Origin of the sequence: Kribbella sp. NPDC050820 (assembly GCF_040653975.1) — a bacterium.
Lineage (GTDB): Bacteria > Actinomycetota > Actinomycetes > Propionibacteriales > Kribbellaceae > Kribbella.
Genome location: NZ_JBFAHB010000100.1, coordinates 23,383 through 29,382, shown reverse-complemented (window position 1 = coordinate 29,382; position 6,000 = coordinate 23,383). Strand labels below are relative to the sequence as shown.

Here is a 6,000-nt window from a genome sequence, read left to right as displayed (position 1 = left end):
CGCAGACCCCAGGCGGGTGCGAGCATCGCCAGCGCGGACTGTACGTCGACCCGCACGTCGCCGGTGTGGACCGGCAGCGGGAACGGCTCGGCCGGTGGCAGACCCGGGGTGAAGGCGCCGTCGACGAGCAGGCCCCAGACGTTCTCGAACGGCACCCGGCCGACCAGGTCCTCGATGTCCACGCCGCGGTAGCGCAGCGCCGAACCTTCCTTGTCCGGCTCGGCGATCTGCGTGTCGAACGCGACCACGCCTTCCAGGCCGTGCTGCACCTCGGTCCTCGGATCTGACATGCGGCTCCCTCGTCCTCGTGGTCAGCGCACCCGGCCCACCAGCCGCCGCGCGCACTGCTAGGCGCTCAGGCAGCATAGTTCTCGGCGGCGACCCCCGGACAGATCTGTGACGCGCTCGGCACGTCGCCACCAGCAGGCGCCGCCCGGGGGATGAGACGGGGACGCGCGAGCGCGGGTGGCTGAACCTTGCAGAGGTCTAGTCTCGTGCGCATGCCTGCCAAGCCCATTCCCGGCCTCGGACTCGTTCTCGGGGTCATCATCGGTTACGTCACCATGGTCGGCACGTCGCACGCCGCCTCGAAGCTCGGCCAGCTGCGTGGCGCGATGTTCGACCAGGACCTCGGCCGTGCCCTGCCTTGGTTCGCGCTGTTGGTGGGTGTCTCCGTCGTTGCCGCTGTGCTGATGGCCGTGCCTGCCATCGGCGCCGGGGTGATGACCGGCGCCGGCGCGTTCATGACCCTGTTCGGGCTGCTCTTCCTGCTGCTCCCGCTGCGGCAGGCCTTCGACATCGTCAAGGTTTTCGAGGTGCCCGGGGCGCGGCGGCTGCTCCCGTACATGATGCTCGACGGGACGTACCTGTTCCTCGGCGTCGTCCTCCTGATCGTCGGTGTACGGCGCTGGGCGTCGGACGCCAAGGTCTACCGGCTGCTGACCGCCCAGGGACAGGCGCAGGACCGGGCGTACGGCCAGACGTACCCGGCGCAGCAGCAGTGGGGCGGCTACCCCGGCCAGCAACAACAGCCGCACCCCGGCCAGCAACCGCACCCGGGCCAGCAACCACACCCGGGCCAGCAACCGCACCCGGGCCAGCAGCCGCAGCACGGGCAGACGTTCCCCGGTCAGCAGCAACCGCAGCACTACGGTCAGCAACCGCCGGGCGGGCACCCGGGCCAGCAGCAACCACCGCGATAACTTTCTGCGCGGGGCCTGCATCTGGCTCTGCATGGAAACATTGGTCGCCTATGCGTTCCACGGGGAGAGTGGCGCCAGGGCTGCGGCGGGAGTCGCACGAGTCGAGGCTTACTACAACGCACTCTGGGACCGGAAGGCCACGCACAAGGGCTACGACACGAGCACCATCGGCCTGCATGTCTGGGACCGAGACGACTCCACCTGTCTCTGGCCGTCCTGGCACGACGCCAGCGATCTGCGCGTAGCCAGCCTGCACGCACCGCTCGGCTACCAACGTGTCATCGGCGACGTCTCGCCGTACGACGGTCCTTCCCAGCTGGCCCACGCAGTACGACGTACCCCGGCCAGCTTCCTCGAGTTGGCGCCACCGTTCACCATGGCCGCGCTCCACCCGGCCGAAGAGCGACTGGACCTCTTCACCGACTCCATCGGTGTCGGCAGGCTGTTCCAGCTGCGACTGGCAGACGGCTGGGTGTGGAGCAACCGCCCCGCCGCGGCACTGCTGTTCGCCGGCATGACTGCCGCTGCCGCGCCAAGGGGCTGGAGCTACGCCGCGGCCTGCGGCTGGTTCATGGACGACAGCACGCCGTACGACGGGGTGCTCGCCGTACCGGGGGCGACGCACATCGTTGCCGACGGCAGGAGCCGAAGGCAGACAGTCACTCGGATCGAGACCACCAGCGTCTGGTCCACCGACAGTCCGGACACTGTGGACGAGACGGCCGAGGCACTGCAGGACGTCGCGAGGTCGGTAGCCCGCTTGTGGCCTGGCACGCCGACTGTCGACCTCAGTGGCGGCCGGGACTCCCGAGTGGTCGCTGCCGCGTTCCTCAAGGCCGGTGTGGACCTGAAGCTCAACAGCTACGACGCAGTCCCCGGCGAACTGGAGGTAGCCAAGACACTCGTCCAAGCACTGCCCTTCCAGGTCGAGCACACGACCCCGGCACCCGCCAAGCCGCAGCCGATCAAGTCCGCAGCCAACCCGCGACCGGTCACGCCGCCACCACTCGTCGATCGTGCGCTCCGCTGGCACCGGTACGCCGAGGGACTCCGCCCGGCCAGCTACCTCTTCCACGCCCCGCCGGCCACCCTCGCCACCGTCGCCCACCTGGCCATCGGCGGCGCCGGCGGAGAAGTTGCCCACGGCCACTTCTACCCCGCCGACGTGCTGCAGCTGGACGCGCTCCCCCTGCACGACAAGGTGTCTGCCTTCGGCAACCGCCTGCAGACCCGGCTGATGCCGACCGCCGGTCCAGCCGCGCTCGCCCGTGCCGCCGTCGCCGAGCAGATCGACCGGGTACTGCGCACAGCCGTGCACGGCGGCATCGAGAACGCGACCATGCTCGACTACTTCTACCTGGTCGAACGGCTGCGCCGCTGGGGTACGACGGGCGAGCGCAGCGGAGTCGTGTCACCGCTGCTCGTCCCGTCGTTCGTGCGGGCCGCGTTCGCCCTCAGCCCGGCGCAACGCGTCGATAACGCCCTGCACCAGCAGCTCGTGCAAAGGCTGATCCCGGAATGGGCCGACATCCCGTTCTTCAAGCCTCAACCGGCCCCACGCCGAGCCCCTGCACGACCACGCTGCCTGGCCGACGCGCCGGACCGTGATCGCATCGCAGAGCTCATCGCCGACGTCGACGGCTTCGACCCGCAAGCAGTCAGCACGCTGTGGGCGGCATCCACAGCCGGAGCGAGCTCGGCGGCAGGCGAGGCAGCGCTCAACCAGGCGCTCTGGCGGGCAACCTTCGACCAGCACCTGGACGAGGTCAACCGCCACCTGCCACCAGCCACCCCCAGGCCGACGGTCATCGTCCGCAGCAGCCCGCCTGCGCCCAAGACCAGCCGACGTGTGGTGAAGAACCCCGTCGTACGGCGCCTGGCCCGCAACCGGCTGTGGAAGGCGTTCCGTCGTACAAGAGTCGGGCGATCCTGGCGCAGCCTGAGTCAGTAGGCTCGGAGCGTGGATCTTGCAGAGATGCGGCGCCTCTACCAGCTCGGCGAACTGCTCGAGAGCCAGGTGGACCCGGACCCGATCGTTCAGTTCCGCACCTGGCTCGGACAAGCGACCGAAGCCGGCCTGCCCGAGCCCAACGCGATGGTGCTGGCGACCGCGGACGCCGACGGCCGTCCGTCTGCCCGGACCGTTCTGCTCAAAGGCCTGGACGCCCGCGGTTTCGTGTTCTACACCAACCAGCAGTCCCGCAAGGCCGACGACCTGGCCGCGAACCCGCACTGTGCGCTCGTCTTCCCCTGGCACGCGATGGAGCGTCAGGTCCGCGTCGAGGGCACGGTGAGCAAGCTCCCCACCGAGGAGGTCGACGCGTACTTCGCCGCTCGCCCGCGCGAGTCACAACTCGGCGCGTGGGCGTCGCAGCAGAGCCAGCCGGTCGAGTCCCGCGAGGAGCTCGACCTGCAGTACGCGTCGTACGAGCGGCAGTGGCCGGAGGGCACCGAGATCTCCACCCCGTACTTCTGGGGTGGCTACCTCGTTTACCCACACGCCTTCGAGTTCTGGCAGGGCCGGACCGGCCGGCTCCACGACCGCTTGGCCTACCGCCGTACCAACTCCGATGGCTGGGAGCTCTCCCGGCTCCAGCCCTGAGGGTCTGAGGTCTCGCGGAGGCCGTACCGCTCCCACCACCGCACCAGCGGGGCGGGTGCCCACCAGTTCCAACGGCCGAGCAGCCGCATGGTCGCCGGCACCAGCAGGGCCCGGACGATGGTCGCGTCGAGGGCGATTGCGATCACCAGCCCGACCCCGATCATCTTCACGAACACGATGCCCGAGGTGGAGAACGCGGCCACCACGATGATCAGCAGCAACGCCGCGCTGGTGATGATCCCGCCGGTCCGCTGCAGCCCGAGCGCGACCGCCTGGGTGTTGTCGCCGGTCCGGTCGTACTCCTCCCTGATCCGGCTGAGCAGGAACACCTCGTAGTCCATCGACAGCCCGAACAGCACCGCGAACAGCAGCACCGGGTTGGTGGCGTCGAGGAACCCGGCCGGCGTGAAGTCGAGCAGCCCGGACAGGTTGCCGTCCTGGAAGATCCACACCATCGCCCCGAAGGCGGCCGACAGCGACAGCACGTTCATCACCAGCGCCTTGGCCGGCAGCACGAAGGAGCCGAAGGCAACGAACAGCAGGACGAAGGTCACCAGCACGATGAACCCGGCCATGTACGGCGCTCGCTCAGCCAACACATCCAGCAGGTCGATCACCGCCGCCGTCTCACCACCGACCTCGACTGAGGTCCCGGCCGGCGCCGCCACGGCTCGCACATCGTGTACGACGTCCCGCGCGGGCAACTCCTGTCCGGTGAAGTGCGTGCGCACGACCACCGAGGCGACACCGTCCTTGTAGCCGCCGATCCGCACGTTGTCGACATCATCGATCTGCTGCAATGTGCCCACGTAACCGGTCAAGGCTGCCGACGGATCAGCCGGCGGCGAGTCGAACCGCACCGCCACGAAGATGTCCGACCCACCCGCCCCGGCGAAGTCCCGCTGCAGTGTCTCCGTCACGGTCCGGGAGGTCGCGCCCTCAGGCAGCGCGCGATGGTCCACCCCACCCAACTGCGCCTGCAGGAAAGGAATCCCGAGCACCAGCAGCACCGGAATCAGCACCACCACGTACCGCACCGGCCGCTTCATCACACTGTGCGCGAGCCGGTACCACGCGCCATGCTCTGCTGAAGCCTTCCTCGGCTTGAAGATCCGCAGATTGTTCACCCGATGCCCCAGTACGGCGAGCAACGCCGGCAGCGCGGTCAACGCCGCCAGCATCGCGACCGCCACCGCGGCCGCCCCGCCGTACGCCATCGAGCGCAGGAACATCACCGGGAACAGCACCAGGCTGCTGATCGCAACGCCCACCGTGATTCCGGAGAACGCGACCGTCCGGCCGGCCGTCGCCATCGTCACCGCCAGCGCGGTCTCGACATCATTGCCCTTGGCAAGCTCCTCCCGGAACCGGGTGACGATGAACAGCGCGTAGTCGATCGCCAGTCCGAGCCCGATCATCGTGACGATGTTGATCGAGAAGATCGAGACGTCGGTGACCAGCGACAGGCCGCGGAGCAGCACGAACGCGCCGAGGATGGCGAGCGCGCCGACGAACAGCGGCAGGCTGGCGGCGACCAGGCCGCCGAAGACGACGACCAGCAGCACCAGCACGATCGGCGTCGAGATGGTCTCCGCCCGGACGATGTCGTGCTCGGTCTGGGTGTTCACCTCCTCGAACACCGCCACCTCGCCGCCGACCTTGACGTCCAGCCCGGCCGGTGCCGCGCGCAACTTGTCGGCGATCCGGTCGAAGGTCTCGAGCCGTGCTTCCTCGTCCGCGCCGGCCAGCGTCAGTACGGCGTATGTGCTGTGCTGGTCCTTGGACACGAACACCGGCGACTGTGTGCTCCAGTACGTCTGCTTGCCGGTCACCTCGGTCGACGGCAACCCGGACAGGTGGCTCTCCACCGCCTGTCGGAAGGCCGGGTCGGCCACGGTCTGCGTGCCGCCGTCGTACAGCAGGATGACGTCGGTCCCGGTCGGGCCGATCGCCTTCTCGATGGTGGCGACTGCGCGGTGCCCCTCGGTGTCGGGTGCGTCGAAGCCGCCGTTGGCCAGCGAGCCGAACACACCGGTGCCCCAGGCGAGGCCGACGGCGACGAGGACTGCGGTCAGGGCGAGCACCAGGCGGCGGCGCCGATAGGTGAACCGGCCGAGCGTCTCGAACACGAAACTCTCCCCCAGGGCGTAGATTTGAGCGGCGGGCGACTGCGTTAACACCGTTAACTGTTAACGG

The 6,000-nt window shown here is 69.1% G+C and carries 5 protein-coding genes; 3 read left to right on the top strand and 2 right to left on the bottom strand.

Translation table 11 applies throughout. From position 1 onward, the window contains the following. The coding region (locus AB0H36_RS43825; protein WP_360537337.1) for a citrate/2-methylcitrate synthase at positions 1-290 on the bottom strand (290 nt) is incomplete at its 3' end. Between the two features lie 210 nt (positions 291-500). Here AB0H36_RS43825 and AB0H36_RS43820 point away from each other — a divergent pair. Genes AB0H36_RS43820 through pdxH form a run of 3 tightly spaced genes read left to right on the top strand, consistent with a single transcriptional unit; the run spans position 501 to position 3,804 of the window. Next, on the top strand, positions 501-1,202 hold the full coding sequence (locus AB0H36_RS43820) for a hypothetical protein (protein ID WP_360537335.1): 702 nt from the start codon (positions 501-503) through the stop codon (positions 1,200-1,202). Between the two features lie 31 nt (positions 1,203-1,233). Continuing rightward, positions 1,234-3,153, top strand: a complete 1,920-nt coding sequence (locus tag AB0H36_RS43815) for a hypothetical protein (protein ID WP_360537333.1) — start codon at positions 1,234-1,236, stop codon at positions 3,151-3,153. Between the two features lie 24 nt (positions 3,154-3,177). Further along, positions 3,178-3,804 (top strand): pyridoxamine 5'-phosphate oxidase, encoded by a 627-nt coding sequence (pdxH, locus tag AB0H36_RS43810; protein WP_360537339.1) that lies wholly within the window; start codon positions 3,178-3,180, stop codon positions 3,802-3,804. On the opposite strand, the gene AB0H36_RS43805 is transcribed toward pdxH, so the two are convergent. After that, positions 3,753-5,933 (bottom strand): MMPL family transporter, encoded by a 2,181-nt coding sequence (locus AB0H36_RS43805; RefSeq protein WP_360537331.1) that lies wholly within the window; start codon positions 5,931-5,933, stop codon positions 3,753-3,755. The two genes, pdxH and AB0H36_RS43805, sit on opposite strands and share 52 nt — an antisense overlap. Positions 5,934-6,000: the final 67 nt, after the last annotated feature.

Bases quoted from the DNA above. Each gene is read 5' to 3' on its own strand.
- AB0H36_RS43820 (WP_360537335.1), top strand. From the start codon at position 501: ATGCCTGCCAAGCCCATTCCCGGCCTCGGACTCGTTCTCGGGGTCATC.
- AB0H36_RS43815 (WP_360537333.1), top strand. From the start codon at position 1,234: ATGGAAACATTGGTCGCCTATGCGTTCCACGGGGAGAGTGGCGCCAGG.
- pdxH (WP_360537339.1), top strand. From the start codon at position 3,178: ATGCGGCGCCTCTACCAGCTCGGCGAACTGCTCGAGAGCCAGGTGGAC.